Raw genomic sequence first — 15,300 nt, forward strand, 5'->3', positions numbered from 1 at the left:
ATGTGCCAAATCATTGAGGAGCCGTGTAATGGGAAACTATTAAGCACGGTTTTGAAGACCAACGGGGTTGGTGACAACCTCGTTGAGTCTAATGCTTCCCAGCAAAAGCCATCAATTACGCAATTGTGGCAAGAGTGCTGGACGGCTGACCCTTATGGTTCCCGATGGATACCTTTGACTTCTGCTTTGGGGTACAGTACTTTTATCTGTGCAAAGAAAATTCTCTCCGAAAGCGGGTTGTTCATTTTTAAGCCGGACAAGTCGATTCAGGATGGGCGGGAGACGATGAGGTGGACTGTCAAAAATCTACATGGAAGCAGAATTAAGGATTTTTGGGAAAAAGAGGATTCTGCGAAACGAGAACTAGATGCTGAAAAACGAGAACCAAATGCTGAAAATACAGAGATGAATGCTGCCTCTGAAAAAATGGGTGCTTTGTATGAAGCATCTATTTTAGGTCAAAGTCAGCCAGAGCAAGGATTCCAGGAAAACTCACGAACTGCTCAGGAACACCTCACAAACTCTACAAAAGAGATTGCGAGGTGTATCTCTGACACGCTTACAGGAAATTCACGTGAGGAAAAAACGGCTCATGCGCCCTTGAGGGGCGCGTCGCCTTCACGTATTGAAAGCGCGTCAGAACTTGAAGAATTGCCTACGGCAATGAACTGCACGACGCTGGCGCTAGTGGATGCTGTACCGAGTCAGTCTACTTCGTTGTTGGCTGAAAATCAGGATTGTGGTGTTGAGCAGAAAGGCTGTCATGAAGGTGCTTGTTCCGCCACGCCTGTCGCTCAGAATGAATTTTCTTCCAAGGAAGCGATCACTAATCAAACACAGGGGCAAGTAGAACAAAGTAATCTCACTTCGTTGTTAGTTGAAAACTCGGTTTCGGGTGTAGAAATCAAAGCAGTTCATGAGGGTAAAAGTTCCGCCGCACCTGTCGAAAATTCTGAAAAGTGGTCGCATGAGGCGATTGTTGCAAGGGCGAATGTACGACCTGTAAGAAGAGAAAAACTGAATCGAGCGGCGAATTCGGGGGAGAATCCGGGCTTTGGCTTCTTGCAAGAGTGTTGGAATGATGATCCGGCGCTGGTGATAGTGATCAAAAAGCTTTTAGCGAAGTTTCCACAGTGGGGGATTGCGATTGTGGATGGGGTGTTAGTGGATTGGGAGGGGTAGCGATCGCCTATCATAGAAAGAGATCGCGCTTGAAAGCGAGTTATACCTTATGTCTCTGACAATCAAAGACTTAGAACAATTACAGTCACAGAATCCCGATTGGCAGATGGAGCTAGTAGAGGGAAACATCATTGTTATGGGGCCATGCGATTATGAATCAGACGAAATTGGTTCTCGCCTGTTAACGTTTCTTAATATTTGGGTCATGCCTCGCAAGCTAGGCAGAGTTACTGGTTCCAGCGCTGGCTTTATCTTGCCAAGCATCGAAATCGGTGAAACTACGGGCGACCCGGAAAAAAGAAACTTACGCGCTCCAGATGTTTCATTTGTTCGGGCAGAACGACTCAAGAAAACTCAGCGTGATTTTGTGCAGTTAGTCCCCGATCTGACGGTTGAGGTCAAATCTAAAAGTGACCGTATCAAACCACTGGAAGAGAAAATTAAACTATTCCTAGAACTTGGTTCTACAGTAGGTATTCTCATTGACCCTGACAAACTTTTAGTTACAGTTTATCGCCCTAACCAGGAACCAGTTATTTTAAGAGATAACGACAAATTAGTAATACCAGAGTTACTTCCAGGTTGGGAATTAGCTCTAGCAGAATTATGGCCACCTGAATTTGAATAACTCAATTAGGGATTGAAACAGAGAATAAACGAGGAAAATAAAATTGTTCCGCCGCGTCTGTTGCTGAAGATGAAGAATGTTTAAATTCTGCGATCGTTAATCAAACACAGGGGCAAGTAGAACAAAGTAATTCCGCTTCGTTGTTGGTTGAAAATCAGGATTGTGGTGTTGAAGCGAGGGACTGTCATGGAGGTACTTGTTCCGCCGCGCCCGTGTCATTGAGTCAAAGTGAGATATTTGAATGGTTGGATAGAGCAAACTGTGATTTGAACGATAATTTGACCAAAGGGACGGGACATACTTCACTCTGCACTAGGACAACATGAAGGTAAGAGCTATAAATAGAGTTCAAAAAACTCAAAACTTAATTACAGCAAGGAACATGGTCTTATAGTTCATTTGTACCGTACCGCGATGAGAGAGAAATAAAAATTCAGATTTCAGGCGATCGCTTTATCACTCAATTTTTGGCTAAACATATTTTTGAACCATATTGTGGGTATTTTTACCCTGATTTGACCGAAAGTTTAAAATTTAAGGGTTAAATTAGTGTGTCTTGATCTGCATTTTTCACCAAGTCCAAAAATAAAACTTTTGGTTGCATTATGGTTCATATTTAAAACACGCGGACATAATTTGATTCATTTTGTTATGTTGAAGATTTGCTCAAAACCTTGAAATTACGTTAACTTTTGGTTACAGTATGGTTCACAATTTGGTCATGCAATGGGTAAACTCACATCTTGCACCTGGAAGTATAAATGTCAAAACCACAACTACGTGCAAGGGGAGCTAGCCGTTTAATTTCAAGTAAAAGAAGAGACACGACTATTTGGGGAAAGATAGACTCTAAAGCAGTTTGTGCCGCTTGACCCCAATCAGGTAGTGATGCTACCTGAGTATGCAGATAGCTCCAATGGGCTATGAGATAAGCAGTTAGAGAAAGGATGAGCCAGCGATATAGGGGTCATGACGAAATACGTGTAAAATCAGACACGTTGTAAAGAAGAATTACAAAAAGCACTTTCTAGATTTACTAACTTGCCCAAAAATGATAAAGGAGCTTTTTACATTCATGACCGTAGAATTGACTTTTCACCCTTGCTACTTCATCAAACTTGCCCATAAATGATTGTTTTAGGGAATGTTTCGCTCTGAAGACAATACTGAAGTTAGATGTTGAAACATCGAATAATCAAGGGTTTTGAGACTCTACGTTACAAAAGTTTACAACGTGGGTCATTTTGCACGTATTTCGTCATACCCCCTATATAAGCCACCTGTCGTTAGAAGACCCATCAAGTTACAAAATAATGGCTCAAACAAGATAGTTTACAGAGTTGTTAAAAACATCCAACACCTGAAAGATAGCCATGAGCTAGGAACTGCAACTATTAAACGACGATGCTGCATGGTTCGTAAGCAGGGTGTTTACTGGGTGATTGTATAGTCCTTTTTTGACTTTTGTTAACAGGTGTAGCGGATCAACTCCAACATAATGAATCAGCTACGCTGAATTTTGCTGAAAATTAATAGGTATTGAATCATGGTACAGGCAATTGCTCACACCGAAACAGAAACTTTTCTCCAAAATGCCACAGTTGAACATCTGAACTTCTCGAAACTAAATAAAACCCGTATCAGATTCCGCATTCAGTTAAAAAAGAGTACAAAATCTGCGGCTCCCAAATGGGCGGATGTCTTAAAAGCTGAAATTAGCGAAGTAGAATCAGACCTTGTAAAAGTTACTAATTCCGAAGTCGGATTGAGGGGAATTAAAGTTTTTAAAAAGCTGGATGAAGCATCTGCTCAACTGCGTCAAGAAATCGCTTCAGTCCAAGAGTGGATGTCTGCTGATACTGGAGATTGGATTTGTCCTATAGACTTAGCTCCAATTGTGTGGAATCAGTTAATCAATATTAGGGATAATATAGCTCCCAGTTTACGAAATCAGCTAAAAGTTGATTACGAGTCAGGACTTATCGATTATCAAGAACGAATTGACAAATTCCTCTCGCTAAATGCTTGGCAGCTCCCTGACGACAAGCAACAAGAAGTCAAAGCTAATTTGTTAACAGCATTCCCCACTCTCAATGACCTTGAAGACTATTTGCAAGTTGTTATTGGTCGTCCGGTGATTATCCCTGCCCTCTCTGAACAACTTGACCAGAAACAAGCCGAATGCTTAGACCAAATCACACAATTTATCCAACAGTATGACCAAAATCTGGAGCAAAGGCTACGGGAATCTGCGATCGCTGGTGGTGAACAACTGGCAGCGCAACTCCTTGAAGAATTGAGCGATTGGGAGCCAGGACGCAAGCCGGTGCAGTTCAAAAAAAAGATGGAAAAACACCTGATGAAAGTGCGGGTGTTACTGGCAAATGCATCCCCGGAAGCTGGCAGTAGTTTACAGCAGATGATGGAGCATTTGGATTCGATTGTTACCGATCCGGCGATTGAGTCAAAAAATCTTGCCAGTGATGGGCGCAGTCAGTTACAGCAAAAAATGGACGAAATCAGGGTCAAACTCCTAGACGAACAACGCAATCTACAATCACTTTCGACTAACGACGTGGGCTTGGCGAAAGCTACAGTTAGCGCGTTTAAGTTCAGGTAAAAAACAGTCTTGGGCGGGTGCATTCGCTCAAGACTCGACCAACGTATTCGTATGTAGTTTTCAGAATAACCCAAAAAGGATATCGCACTCGTACTATTTCTCAAACCAATTTGAAAGCCTTGGAGCTAAAAATGTCGCATTTCTCAACCGTTACAACTAAGCTTGCTAACCGCGAATGTCTGGTACAAGCTTTACAAGATTTGAAACTGAATCCGCAAGTTCATGAAACAGCACAGTCACTAAAAGGATACTACGGTGGCTCTCAAGGACAAAGCGCTGAAATTATTGTGTCTGGTCGCACCATAAAAGCCCGTGCAGACATCGGATTCAAGTGGAATCAGTCAAGCGGCGTGTACGACGTAATACACGACAGTTATGAAACAGTTCCGAAGTTGGGACAAGATTTCTTTAGTAACAAGTTGATGTTGGCTTACGGTAAACGTTTGGTGAGAGCTAAAGCTGCCGAGTTACAAGAGCGGTTTGGGGAATGTGCGATCGCCGAAGAAACCAACGGCACTGTGCAAACTCTACGGCTGACTTTTGCTGGACATCAAGAAGTTAAACAATTTGCACGGAGATAAATATGGAACGTTCAATACTGATTCATTTCGACAATGCTACAGGTGAAGTTTGCGTAGAGGCTGAGGGATTTGAGGGGCTAAGTTGTCTTGGAGCTACGCAACCATTTGAAGAAGCACTTGGAGTTGTGGAGGGCGATCGCACTTACAAGGATGAAGCCCAAACCCAACAACTTCGGACTACGAACAGTAATCAAACACGCCTGCGTCAGTAATCAGTCATCAGTTACCAGTTTTAACTCGGCTGGTAACTGCTGATCATAAAGGCTTCGCCATTTCATAAGTGAAATATTTGAATAATTGACATGAAACTCTCAAATCTTCTCTCCACGCTTGATTCACAAATTCCCATTGCTGCGGTTGATGTCCTGTCTCCTGATGAAGCAACGATTATTCAGTGGCTGACTACAGAGGCATCTAACAAGCTCTCAAGTCCAGTGTTCTTCTGGAATCTGGGAGTATCAACCTTAGAACAATGTTTAATCGCAGCAGATGGGGGATTGGTGTTTAAGCCAGTGCCAGAGTATAAGAAACCACCACATGCTGATCCATTGTTATATGTGTTTGATTACATTGCGAATTTTAACGCTGATGGAGTCTTCATCTTAGGTGCAACAATGCCAGAGCCGGGATTATCTTGACGAAACTGAGCCAGAAGATAATGGGATAAGTTAACCATAAAAAAACAGAGATTAGCAGCATTAGTCACGGCAGTTTGACCCAGGTTCATAAAGTCTTCCAATCCCCAGAATTGCTTGGCATCCCGAAAATTGAACTCAATTTGGAAGCGCAGTTTGTAGTAGTCGATTATTTTTTCGTGCGAGAAATTTAGGTCACTAGAAAATAGAATTACGTGACTGTGAGCATTGGTTTTCAGATTGGTTTTAACCAAAATAACTACATTCAGAGACTGGGCAAATTCTTTGTGCAGTAAAGTAGCTTGATAAGTACAGGTAAGAATATCGTCGTCAATACTACTTTGGCGCAAATATGCCTGGGGAATATTACGCCAATCAAACCTATCACCGTATTTACGACGGGAACGATGATTGGGGTCAGAATTTTGGTAAGGTATATATAATGCTGAATCGTGGCGTAACTTGGAAATTATATGCAAGTTAACCTGCCGAGCCATTTGCAAGGCATTATTGTTGTCCTTTGTGACCATCTAAGACTAAGTAGGTGAGGGGGATAAAATTAGCTATTAACTTGAATAGCTGATTAATCATCTTTTGAATTCGGAGTAATTCAGATGTGAAAATTACCTCCGTTTTGTTTTTGTTTTTACTTCCTTTTGGTCTTCCACGTCCACGTTTCTCTTTGGGTTTTATTTTTGGACTTGGCGATACAAGACTTTTTTCTACATCGCTCTTTATTACCTGTTCTATCTGAATTGGAAATGAGTGCCTTTGTTCAACACTTACTAATGATAATGTGAAAAAAGATAGTCCCGATATAAGTTTGCTCAATAGACTTGAAAAGAACTTATCTAACCCATATGTTTCTTTGCCAGCTTTGGTTATTACTACCTTATCTCCTGCCAACAGATAGACATCATTTGGGCAAAACAAATGCCGACGAAAAAATACCCAGAATACTGTTGCCCAGGGTATGACTGTATGAAAGAATCTCATCACCGTCCGATAACTACCGCCAATGCCTGCAAGGGCGGGAGATTCCCAACATGGTGACTCGGCCGCTCATTGCTAACATGGCGATGATTATGTGGTTCAATTGCCGCATTGTTGTCACGTTGATCTGCGGTAGCAGGCATTGTAACAGTGATAGGATATCAGGCATGGGTTGAAGAGTAGTTTTTGAGTTGTCGTTGTGAGAGACAATAACTCTACTACATCAGCCCCATCTCTTCATACTCTTTTTTTGGCGAAGGTATTGGTATTATGAAGCACTTATCCTACTGAACTATTTTTTGGCGATCGCCTTTGGGAAAAACTTTTTGGTTTACTGAATGTTACAATCACCCGGGCAAAGATGGTGGAATGCCGCAGTTTCTCAGTGGGGCTACGATATACGTAATAGGTTAGTGGCTGATGTGTTTTACGATAATGGGCAAGAATTCATCCAATTCACCAACGGCAAGGAAATATTGGTAGAGACGGCGTGGCGCTCTTAATGGGAACGAGTGCTGGAATACGCTAGTAGTTGAGAGTGATCGCTGTACGAACCTGATTACGAACTTATAAATTGTCTGGTATTATGGGCTAATGCTTATATATTCACCTGGGCTTTTGCGCTGTTGCTATTCCAGTGAAGTTGGCTTTGTTTGTTGAAATTGGCATAGGGGATACAAGTCCGCTTGTCAAGAGGTTTTGAGACGCGCTAACCCTGCCTTACTAATTTTTCTGTAATTGTGGGTTTTATCATGACCGCAGAGTAAGCAGGGCATAGCTTTTGAGAACAAGCCTGATTTTCTTCTTCCGTATGATAGTCAATCCCAAGCTTCCCTGACGCACCACCCAATTAACATATTCAATTTATCAAGCTCATCAAGTTGATAGCTCTTCTGAATGATTTCCAAGTACTGCTGATCTCGGTAACGAACAGATGCTTGACGTAATAACACTGTAATATTTTTGTCTTTACCTATATTCTTACTTATATCTTTCTTGTAGGGCCACTTTGATGGATTGAGAACAAAAGGTACAAGATAGTCCAGTGCTTTGCGAATGCTACGATCGTCCGCTGTACGATAGTTCCAAAGATCGATCCCAACTCGTTCTGCTAGCGCTGCTACATGGAATAAACCGTTTAGATTGAAAGTACTGTAGTACCAAGGCTGTGTACGTCGCTCGGTTTCTAACGGTTGTTGACCATCTGGTTTAATCTGATCGGCAATTAGAGCCTGAATTCTTTGCAAGCATCGGGTTACAATTTCTTTTTTATCTAAAAAAAGAGCGATCGCAGCAGCTTGGGCAGCATACCATGTTGCATGGTTATTAGATGCTTCTGCTTCGTCTTTGCCGTTATCGCTGGTTAAAAGCCATTCTAGATATTGGCTAAACCACTGTTGTATTTCGTATTGATCTTTGAGATTCCAGTCTTTTGATTCAGCTAATAGCCCAATGCTATCAACAACATAAATAAAGCCGTGTGCTTCTATAATTCCATGCCGTTTTCCGTATCCATCATTCATACCCATAATTACCTGTGCATATGCCATATTAGGATTCATGCGCGTGTTCTCAGCAAGAAACCAAATTCGCAGTAAATCGGCTGCGTGTTTTGCATATACCTCTTTGCCAGTGAAATAGTAAGCAAGCGTTAATCTTGCAACAGAATTGACCATGCCGTTAAGATTTTTTGCATCAGGAATCTTATCGGTATCTGGGTTGCGTTCTCCATCCTTACGGATATAAGGTAGTCCATCTGGAGTGTTAGGATTAGGCCACCAATACGGTGCCAAGCTGAAATAGTCATGCTTATCTCCTTCAGGAGATAAAAGTGCATCCGGTTGTGGACGTTCCCCAACTCTAAAAGGTCCATCTTTAAGGGCTTTATCAGCTATCTGAGATAATTGGTTAATTGCAGAATCAAATAGCCGATCGCCCGATGTACGACTTTCTTTAATTTGCAGAAGCTTGTCTGCATTCAGTAAGAAAATGCGAGGTGATTGACGTGATATAACTGTCATGCTAATTTGATATTTATGATTTAATTTCACTTGCTAAATTGGAGCGTTTTATACCACTATTCAATCATCTTCTTTTCTTAGCAAAAAATATTCCTCAATCCATTGATGCATATATGTCTTATCGGAATTCCACTTCCAACAACCATTTTCGTCAATAGCTATATCATTTTCCGGGTCAAAATTAGAGATATGGAGTGGAACATTTCTCTCATTATATAATCTGTTTTTAATATCTCCATGCCATAAATGAAGAATAGAACCGGATACACAACCGACTTGACCAAGAACATCTTCATGAAATTTCTCTGCCCATTTGATAAAGTGATTAAAATGATATTTAGTTTTTCCTAACTTTTCAGCAACACAGAATGAATACCAGGCTCCACACATAGCATGTACCATTAATTCGTCTCCTCTTCCAACTATATCTGCGTCATAGAAGTTATGCTTTAACAACAGCTCCTTCCTGGCTGCCCAAGCAAAACCAGTATGTCCATGCTGCTGATATCCTTGGTATATATACTTAGGGTTATCTTGATAAATAGAAGCAAAACTTTTCCATATGTTTCTTTGTCCTCTAGGCATTTCTTGACCTTTTCTATAGATTTTTTGGTCTTTTGGAAGCCTAAGGCTGATATCAAAAAGCTGTACGACGGGAAATCTATCCAGAAGCTTTGATGCTTCCAAAGCCCATTCCGAATTATTAAATAAAATATCACAATCGAGCCAAGCAACTTTTTTACACGATTTAGGAAGTTGAGATAGTGCTATATTTAATAGTCTTTCTTTTTGCCACATCACATCTGTTGCTTTAACTTTGATGATGATAGTATTTTTGCTGGAATTGCTTAATGTGAATCTTTGCTCGTTAAAGGCGCATTCAACAATTATTAAGTTTAGTCCGGCTTCCTCTATTCTTTCTCTAAAGGCAGTCATATTATTTAGCATTGTCTGGTAATTACATGGATTAAAATATGTTGTGATAATCCACAAATCTTCAACATAACTATAAGAGCTTGATGGTGATACTTCAATCATAAACTCAACTTATTTAGTGCAATAAAAAGGGTATAGCTTATTTCACATTAGACGTTTTACCTTCAATTTTTATGACTCCGGGGTAAGGTATGGTTTCACCGACTCCAGCAATTATTTCGCTATTGAGCGCTGGATAGAGAACGTGGATAATTTCCAATATTCAATCACCATCTTCTTTTCTTTGTAAAAAGTATTCCTTTATCCATTCATGCATATATTTTTTATCGGAATTCCACTTCCAACAACCATTTTCGTCAATAGATATATCATTTTCCGGATCGAAATTAGAGATATGAAGTTGAATATTTCTTTCAAAATGTTGTCTGTCTTTACTATTTCCGTGCCATAAATGAAGAACAGAACCGGATACACAACCGACTTGACCAGAAACATCTTCATAAAATTTTTCTGCCCAATTTATGAAGTAATTAAAATGATATTTACTTTTTCCTAAATTTTTGGCAACGCATACTGAATACCAAGCTCCACACATAGCATGTACCATATATTCGTCTCCTCCTCCAACTATAGCTGCGTCATAGAATTGATGCTTTAACAATAGCTCCTTCCTAGCCGCCCAGGCAAAACCACTATGTCCATGCTGCATATATCCTTTATATATGTGGTTAGGTTTATCTTGATAAATAGAAGCAAAACTTTTCGATCTTTCTCCTTCTCCTCTATAGATTTTCTGGTCTTTTGGAAGCCTAATGCCCATCTCAAAAAGCTGTACAACAGGAAATACATCTAGAAGGTTCGATGCTTCCACAGCCCATTCTGAGTTATTAAATAAAAGATCGCAGTCTATCCAAGCAACTTTTTTACACGCTGTCGGCAGTTGAGATAGTGCTATATTTAATAGTCTTTCTTTTTGCCACATCACATCTGTTGCTTTAACTTTGACGATCCAAGTATTTTTGCTGGAATTGCTTAATGTGAATCCTTGCTCGTTAAAGGCGCATTCAACAATTATTAAGTTTAGTCCGGCTGCCTCTATTCTTTCTCTAAAGGCAGTCATATTCTTTAGCTTTGTCTGGTAGTTACACGAATTAAAATATGTTGTGATAATCCACAAATCTTCAACATAGCTATAAGAGCTTGATGGTGATACTTCAATCATAAATTCAACTTCTTTAGTGTAACAAAAGGAGTATAGCTTATTTCACATTAGCACGTTGTCAAATCTCGGAAATTTCTATACAAGAAGATATCAAGTGAGTGTTGGCTAACTATTTATTAATCACTACTCTTGAGATAAAACAGCTTATTCAAATTTACAAATTGTTGGGCTTTACGCTAAATGCTCTTGTGTTGAAGGCGACGAAATATCCTTCTCTACACAAGTTCATATCTCCAGTTATCATGGTTTAGAATGCTTAATCTTACGTTCTCTGAAACAGAAGCCGATGCACCAGAAGACATCGCACAAGTTTTTGGTCTACTGTTCTTGTGAGCATCAGCTTGACAACCAGCTTTCAATTAAGTTGCAGGCTGCAATTAAACCCTGTTCAGCATTAATTTTCTCACCAACTTCAACAGCCCGTTTTTTATAGTCAGGTGTCAATACTTTTTTGTCTAAAACATTAGCAACTCTATCTGCTGTCAGCTTCTCTGAATCCATAGCAGTTCCGACTTTTAATTTTTGCACCTGTAAGGCGTTAAAAAATTGATCGAAAGCAAAAGGTTCCACCAACACAGGACAGCCATTACGCAACGACCGTGCGATCGTTCCAATTCCGCCATGAACGATCGCGGCGGCGGCACGGGAAAACAACCAATCGTGCGCTATAAAACCATTGGCAAACATGACGTTATCCTGGCCGATGTCTGATGGTAACTGACTTTGATTAAAGTCTGCCCAGCCTTGGTGAATTAAAATTCGCCGACCTAATTTAGCCGCAGCGCGGACGTGAATTTCCACAATTTCTTGAGGATTTTCCAGAGGCTGACTACTATATGAAAGTACTAAAGGTTTAGGTTCCTGCTCGACAAATTCCCTAATCTCTTCGCTGGGTTCGCCGCCGCTCCAATCTGAATCTTCATAAAACCAGAAACCTGTTTGATGTACATGAGAATATTCTGGAGATAATTGGCAAAAATGGGGACTGGCAGCCAAAATAAAGCGCTTTGAATTTTCGGTAGTTAGCCAACTTTTGTAATAAGGATAATATTTAGTTTTTGTGTCAGAAAATCCCTGAGGAAATGGAGTCACACGAGATCGAACCCAGCCAATATCATAAACATCTACTATTACAGCGGCAAATATATCCTGCTCAGAATCAGAAATTAACATATCTGCACCGTGACATACCTTTAACAGAGGTGTTGCACCCTCTATTATGTCATCGTTGTTTTTCACAGATTTTGTTTTGTCTTTTGACTTAGCCCTCAATAAAGGCAATTGATTCCATAGTTGTGCATTACCTCGCACCTCTTCAGGACCAATCCTTGAGTGAACGCTAGTAAAAGCTTCCAGTCCAGCTTTTAAAACATAGGAATGTACCGCCTCATTTACCACCATGCGTATTTCATGCCCTCTAGTTTTCAGGGCTTTTCCAAGTGCAATATAAGGCAAGTTGTCTCCTAATGTACCGTGAGTTGTGATGACTATAGTACTCATGTATAGGTAGTAGTGAAAGGGATTGGGTTTAAATGAATCATGCGGACATGCAGTTGACGAGAAATTCTGCTAGGGGCAACAAAAATAACCTATTAATGTAGTGTTTTGAAATGCTTGGTATTTCCAAAGGCTGGGCGAGAGACAGCCCTCCCCCTGAACTTCTAGCACTGGACAGCTGAGTTTAGCTTGGCTGGGGGTTGGGATGCACTGGGCGCAAAGCGCATACACTAGTATTCGCAATCCCCTAGTTGATTCTTTCACACTTTTCAAACAATAATTCTAAAATTTCCTCTGAAAGTAGGACTTTCAAGCTTCTCATGATCGCCTTACATAATTAGCGATCGCTAAAAAGCGCCAATAAAAATAAAGGTTTAGTAGTTATATGGAAAAAAGTACCGCCTATGGCACTTTCTTTAAGGTTGCGATCTATTCTCGGATCTTTCTTAAGATTTGTGAGAGGGAGCGCTCACTAACTACCAAACCCTAATACTTTATTATAGATTCTCAATGAAGCATTTACAAGTAATCAAATGCCAGCTATTTTAATAAGATTAAGACTCACGCAACTGGCAGATATCTTCGTGTCAAGAGCCAAAAGTCAGATCGTGTCCGTTTGAACATTTGTCCTCAGGTTTGGTGGGAAGCTTTCCCTTAAGGTACAGAGCGCTCTTGGTAGTGAAGTAATCCTAAAACCTTTGCCCTCGCCACCCTTGAGTTCGTTGCGCTCGCAATGACATATTCTATTCGCCCCGAAGGGTGAAAGCGACGGCTGGCATTTCATTTTCTAGAAATCCCTAAAATTGCTCTTTTCCAGATAACCATGAGTGGTTAATTCTCAAGACTTACTAAGACTCAAGGTTAATAAACTTTGTATAACAAGCCTTGCAAGATTGTAAAAAAAAATCTGGACAATGCATAGGAAGGTTAGAAGGGGTCAAAATACAATGTGCAGCTTCATAGAGAATTAGTATTAAATGAATTTAATACTTAGCCAGCCTTGAACCCTCCCCTGAACGGTCCAACCGATGCTGATACACCCAACACCGTTGCTCCGGCTGCTATTGCGATCAATTCTTCCTCTGATAGTTCACTATCTAGTAATTCTTCTGAATCTAGTAATTCTTCTGATAGCTCACCATCTAGTAATTCTTCGTTGGTGGGTTTTTGTGAAGAGTTCATGTTTATTTTCCCTTATTGTCTATTCCATGTATTAATTTAACAGCTTGTTAACATAATAATCAATACCTTATGTAAAACATCCGACTTTTCCCACTTTTCCCACTTTTCTACTTAACCGAATCAGGACTTATACAAGAAAGGAAAAATACATTGGGCAAAAAGCCTCTAAACTTGAAGCGGGAGCAACGCGATTTTCTGAAGTCGGATATTCATCGAGCGATGGCTGCACCAACGTCTTCTCTACCCTTCGGGTTCTGCTTCGCAGTACGAGACGCTGCGCGTAGCTTGCTTCTCCGTTCGCGTTAGCGTCTGCGTTAGGAGAAGGAGTACGACGAACGCCAAAATATATAACGAAACATAAAGTTATATTTTTAACGTAAGACTGGGTAAAAATTATGATAAATAATCTTAATGAGATAACTCAAAAAGATGGCAACACAACCGTTGCTCTTGCTGTATCGCTAAATACTTCAGTTCTAGTTACGCCACTCTTGTAAAAAGGAGAAGCCAATTGTGCTTATTGGTTATCAGTTCAATTCATATGCAGAGAAAAGAAACATTATCGGCATAGTGCCTGACGCTAAATACAAAAAAGTTCACGATACTTTCAGCTTAAAAGAGGAGATTGCGAATAACCAAAATCGGCTTGCCAACCGCAAAGTTTTGTCCAGATTTAACACTAGAAATCCTAGATTTGATTATTACTATCAATTTGATGATTCCGATCTCAATCAAGTTAGTCTACTTCATTTTTTCAATACTATCAGTTATGGCTCTACTCCCTGGATTACGACATTTGAAACGTACCTCCCAAGATTTGCTTGCCTGATTTCATATCCGCACACTAGCAAGCTAGAATCGGATTTTTCTGCTCTGAAAGATGAAGCTAAAATACATAAGGCTTTGAAAGCACTATCTGGCGATGCTTGCCACCGCATTATTGCTATGTCTGATTGCAATGCTAATATGCAAAAAATGCTTTTAAAAGAGTTTCCAGAATATCAAGAAAGCATACAAAGCAAACTGATAGTTATGCATCCACCGCAGAGATTGTTGATCCACAAATATGAAGAAAAATATCTTAGTCTAGATGAAAAGATAAGGTTTTTATTTGTAGGTTCTGGTTTCTTCCGCAAAGGAGGGGAAGAAATAATTGAGATATTTAAATATTTGAAAGATGAATATAAATACAATTTTGAATTAACAATTGTTAGTACTCTTACTATTGATCATTATGCTACTAAAAATCAAAAAACACCTGCTGATGTTGAAATAATAAAGTATTTAATTCAGCAAAACTCTGAATGGATTAACTATTTTCCAGGTCTGCCCAATCAGGAGGTTCTTGAGTTAATGAAAAAGTCTCATATTGGTTTATTACCAACCTATGCTGATACTTATGGCTATTCTGTTTTAGAATTTCAAGCAGCAGGATGCCCTGTGATTACAACTAATATTAGGGCTTTACCAGAAATAAACGATAATAATGTAGGATGGATAATAGAAATTCCTAAAAGTAGTTTAGGAGAAGCAATTTACACAGGAGAATTAATTTACATGACAAAAGAAGCTAGGTTTGTCATTAGTAAATCGATCCGTGAGGGAATTGAACAAGCAGTACATGAGATATTTGCCGATCGCCAAGTAATTCTATATAAATCAAACAGATCGATCTCTAGAATTATCGAGCATCATTCCATTGAAGACTATGCTTCTAGACTCAAAAACATTTACCTTGAAGCAATCCGGGCGGACAAAACCTGATTTAATTTCTCACTGCGATAACCTTTTAAATCGAGCGTG

General features: G+C 40.0%; 13 protein-coding genes and 2 pseudogenes. 9 read left to right on the top strand and 6 right to left on the bottom strand.

The features are described from left to right. The 6 genes and pseudogenes from HWQ58_RS16025 to HWQ58_RS16050 form a co-directional block, all read left to right on the top strand. Positions 1-1,182, top strand: a complete 1,182-nt coding sequence (locus HWQ58_RS16025; protein WP_292864282.1) for a hypothetical protein — start codon at positions 1-3, stop codon at positions 1,180-1,182. Between the two features lie 49 nt (positions 1,183-1,231). After that, positions 1,232-1,810 (top strand): Uma2 family endonuclease, encoded by a 579-nt coding sequence (locus HWQ58_RS16030; protein ID WP_190884732.1) that lies wholly within the window; start codon positions 1,232-1,234, stop codon positions 1,808-1,810. Between the two features lie 1,546 nt (positions 1,811-3,356). Then, positions 3,357-4,430, top strand: coding sequence for a hypothetical protein (locus HWQ58_RS16035; RefSeq protein WP_292864287.1), 1,074 nt, complete (start codon positions 3,357-3,359; stop codon positions 4,428-4,430). Positions 4,431-4,561: 131 nt separating this feature from the next. After that, positions 4,562-5,011 carry a DUF1257 domain-containing protein gene (locus tag HWQ58_RS16040; protein ID WP_292864290.1) on the top strand — a complete coding sequence of 150 codons (450 nt, stop codon included), beginning with the start codon at positions 4,562-4,564 and terminating at the stop codon, positions 5,009-5,011. Between the two features lie 2 nt (positions 5,012-5,013). Continuing rightward, the gene (locus HWQ58_RS16045) at positions 5,014-5,223 is read left to right on the top strand and encodes a DUF2997 domain-containing protein (protein ID WP_292864293.1); all 210 of its coding nucleotides are present in this window, start codon (positions 5,014-5,016) and stop codon (positions 5,221-5,223) included. A 90-nt stretch (positions 5,224-5,313) separates the two neighbouring features. Beyond that, a pseudogene (locus tag HWQ58_RS16050) lies at positions 5,314-5,619 on the top strand (ATPase); the annotation flags it as partial. Here HWQ58_RS16050 and HWQ58_RS16055 read toward each other — a convergent pair. Then, a pseudogene (locus tag HWQ58_RS16055) lies at positions 5,577-6,808 on the bottom strand (transposase). The pseudogenes HWQ58_RS16050 and HWQ58_RS16055 sit on opposite strands and share 43 nt — an antisense overlap. 169 nt (positions 6,809-6,977) lie before the next feature. On the opposite strand from HWQ58_RS16055, the gene HWQ58_RS16060 reads away from it, so the two are divergent. Continuing rightward, the gene (locus HWQ58_RS16060; protein WP_292864404.1) at positions 6,978-7,142 is read left to right on the top strand and encodes a hypothetical protein; all 165 of its coding nucleotides are present in this window, start codon (positions 6,978-6,980) and stop codon (positions 7,140-7,142) included. 315 nt (positions 7,143-7,457) lie between these two features. On the opposite strand, the gene HWQ58_RS16065 is transcribed toward HWQ58_RS16060, so the two are convergent. The 5 genes from HWQ58_RS16065 to HWQ58_RS16085 form a co-directional block, all read right to left on the bottom strand. Continuing rightward, positions 7,458-8,660: an alginate lyase family protein gene (locus HWQ58_RS16065; RefSeq protein ID WP_292864296.1), complete on the bottom strand. Its 1,203-nt coding sequence runs from the start codon at positions 8,658-8,660 to the stop codon at positions 7,458-7,460. A gap of 60 nt (positions 8,661-8,720) precedes the next feature. Beyond that, positions 8,721-9,698, bottom strand: a complete 978-nt coding sequence (locus tag HWQ58_RS16070) for a hypothetical protein (RefSeq protein ID WP_292864299.1) — start codon at positions 9,696-9,698, stop codon at positions 8,721-8,723. 160 nt (positions 9,699-9,858) lie between these two features. After that, positions 9,859-10,818 carry a hypothetical protein gene (locus HWQ58_RS16075; protein ID WP_292864302.1) on the bottom strand — a complete coding sequence of 320 codons (960 nt, stop codon included), beginning with the start codon at positions 10,816-10,818 and terminating at the stop codon, positions 9,859-9,861. A 336-nt stretch (positions 10,819-11,154) separates the two neighbouring features. Next, on the bottom strand, positions 11,155-12,318 hold the full coding sequence (locus HWQ58_RS16080) for a glycosyltransferase (protein ID WP_292864305.1): 1,164 nt from the start codon (positions 12,316-12,318) through the stop codon (positions 11,155-11,157). Between the two features lie 987 nt (positions 12,319-13,305). After that, positions 13,306-13,497, bottom strand: a complete 192-nt coding sequence (locus tag HWQ58_RS16085) for a hypothetical protein (RefSeq protein WP_292864308.1) — start codon at positions 13,495-13,497, stop codon at positions 13,306-13,308. A gap of 150 nt (positions 13,498-13,647) precedes the next feature. Between HWQ58_RS16085 and HWQ58_RS16090 the strand changes: the two genes are divergently transcribed. Together HWQ58_RS16090 and HWQ58_RS16095 are read left to right on the top strand one after the other, a co-directional pair. Next, the gene (locus HWQ58_RS16090; RefSeq protein ID WP_292864311.1) at positions 13,648-13,803 is read left to right on the top strand and encodes a hypothetical protein; all 156 of its coding nucleotides are present in this window, start codon (positions 13,648-13,650) and stop codon (positions 13,801-13,803) included. A gap of 207 nt (positions 13,804-14,010) precedes the next feature. Continuing rightward, positions 14,011-15,261, top strand: a complete 1,251-nt coding sequence (locus HWQ58_RS16095; RefSeq protein WP_292864314.1) for a glycosyltransferase family 4 protein — start codon at positions 14,011-14,013, stop codon at positions 15,259-15,261. Positions 15,262-15,300: the final 39 nt, after the last annotated feature.

The sequence above is a fragment of the Nostoc sp. LPT genome, from assembly GCF_017115165.1.
Classification (GTDB): Bacteria; Cyanobacteriota; Cyanobacteriia; order Cyanobacteriales; family Nostocaceae; genus Nostoc.

Excerpts from the sequence above, each read along its gene's own strand:
- HWQ58_RS16025 (WP_292864282.1), top strand. The coding sequence starts at position 1 with ATGTGCCAAATCATTGAGGAGCCGTGTAATGGGAAACTATTAAGCACG.
- HWQ58_RS16030 (WP_190884732.1), top strand. The coding sequence starts at position 1,232 with ATGTCTCTGACAATCAAAGACTTAGAACAATTACAGTCACAGAATCCC.
- HWQ58_RS16035 (WP_292864287.1), top strand. The coding sequence starts at position 3,357 with ATGGTACAGGCAATTGCTCACACCGAAACAGAAACTTTTCTCCAAAAT.
- HWQ58_RS16040 (WP_292864290.1), top strand. The coding sequence starts at position 4,562 with ATGTCGCATTTCTCAACCGTTACAACTAAGCTTGCTAACCGCGAATGT.
- HWQ58_RS16045 (WP_292864293.1), top strand. The coding sequence starts at position 5,014 with ATGGAACGTTCAATACTGATTCATTTCGACAATGCTACAGGTGAAGTT.
- HWQ58_RS16060 (WP_292864404.1), top strand. The coding sequence starts at position 6,978 with ATGTTACAATCACCCGGGCAAAGATGGTGGAATGCCGCAGTTTCTCAG.
- HWQ58_RS16065 (WP_292864296.1), bottom strand. The coding sequence starts at position 8,660 with ATGACAGTTATATCACGTCAATCACCTCGCATTTTCTTACTGAATGCA.
- HWQ58_RS16070 (WP_292864299.1), bottom strand. The coding sequence starts at position 9,698 with ATGATTGAAGTATCACCATCAAGCTCTTATAGTTATGTTGAAGATTTG.
- HWQ58_RS16075 (WP_292864302.1), bottom strand. The coding sequence starts at position 10,818 with ATGATTGAAGTATCACCATCAAGCTCTTATAGCTATGTTGAAGATTTG.
- HWQ58_RS16080 (WP_292864305.1), bottom strand. The coding sequence starts at position 12,318 with ATGAGTACTATAGTCATCACAACTCACGGTACATTAGGAGACAACTTG.
- HWQ58_RS16085 (WP_292864308.1), bottom strand. The coding sequence starts at position 13,497 with ATGAACTCTTCACAAAAACCCACCAACGAAGAATTACTAGATGGTGAG.